Source organism: Pseudoalteromonas sp. SG45-5 (assembly GCF_014164085.1).
In the GTDB taxonomy this organism is placed as follows: Bacteria; Pseudomonadota; Gammaproteobacteria; order Enterobacterales; family Alteromonadaceae; genus Pseudoalteromonas; species Pseudoalteromonas aliena.
In genome coordinates, this window is the sequence record NZ_JACJEM010000117.1 from 1 (window position 1) to 1,521 (window position 1,521).

The 1,521-nt window shown below is 42.1% G+C and carries 1 protein-coding gene; it reads right to left on the minus strand.

The window, feature by feature from the left end; all coding sequences use genetic code 11:
• The coding region (locus tag H5119_RS19860) for a transposase (protein WP_182703458.1) at positions 1-1,521 on the minus strand (1,521 nt) is incomplete at both ends.

The window sequence follows — 1,521 nt, forward strand, 5'->3', positions numbered from 1 at the left end:
AGCTTTTCTATATTATGAACAAGGCAATACAATTGCCATTGCGCATTCACTTTCGCTTGCCCCCGTAAGGTCAATTTATTCATGCCTTTGTTCACTGTAATGTTCCCGAACACTGGCTCTATACAGCCTAATCGCTTACTGTATTGTCGTCGACCTATGGGGCTGTCTATTTTGACCTTCATTTTGTCGATGTAGCTCAGCTTTTTACGTGATTCATTATTTATAAACTGAACTTGTCGGCCTCTTTCTATCGGTGGTTTTCGCATGCATTGCTGCTGTAGCGGGCACGTTTTACAGTCTTTTAAGTAACCGCAGAATCGCGTGTATTGCTGATTGTGACTTTTTACATTTATACCGCTTCGCCACATGGCATTGCCTGCGGGGCAGCGGCATGTTTGGGTTGCTTCATCATAATGAAAATCGTCTGAGGTAAATAATCGTGGCTTGCCTTTACTGCGTTTTAGTCGGCGTTTTTCTTGCTCTGTTTCATACGTTTCACTTTCTTTAAACAGCGGGTTTCGTTTTCTAAATTGGTTATCCGCAATGTAGGTATCGAACCCACTTTTCGCCATATATTCAAGGTTCACTTCGCTGTTAAACCCACTGTCTGCGGTGAATTTAATCGTGTGCTCGTCTTTGGGTTTGTCAGTGTTTAATTTATCGAGCTGTTGTTTTAATTGCTTAACAGCTGGCTGTAGAGTTTGTTGCTCACCCACTGAGCCCCACGCTTGTGCTTGCAGGATGATTTGGTGTTTATCGTCATTAATCGCGATGCCGTTGTAGCCTTGAATTGTCCCTTTTGACGTGGTCATTTTCGCACTATCTGGATCAGTGATATTACTTTTAACAGGCTTGCCTTTACTGCCTATTTTTTCTTTGTGAGTGGCTAAGAACTCGGTAATTTTACCTGCACTTTTATCTAGCTTTTCTTTTTGTTTTAAATCCTGAGTTATCAATTCTTCGCCCAGCCCATCTTGTGATTGGTGGCGTTCAATAATACGTTTGCTTGCGCGTTCTAGTTTTGCTTTTTTGCGACCTAACTCATCGAATGTGCCACTCCATTCTTTACTCGCATTGGACTTTAATTTACACCCATCAATGGCAAACATGTTGCGGCCTATCAAGTCTTCCTCATCACATATCATCAGCACTTGCGTAAAAAGCGGCTCAATCTGTTCATGCATTTTAGCAACGAAGCCTGCTATTGATGTGTAATGCGGCTGGATATCTCCCGACACACTCATAAATAAAATATTATGCTCGCAAGCCTTTGCAATCCGACGGCTACTGATCAAACCATGTGCATAGCCCAGTAAAATAATCTTTAGCATTACCGAAGGTGGATACGCCGCCGCGCCCGTTTTGTCATTGTTGTACCACGCGTCAAATCCCGATAAATCGAGTTTATTTTCGACAATATAACAAAGGGCATACTCAAAAGTGCCAGGCAGAATTTGCTCAGCGAAATTGATAGGAATGAATTTATTTTGACAGGATAAGTCAGGCTTGTAGTTAGCCATA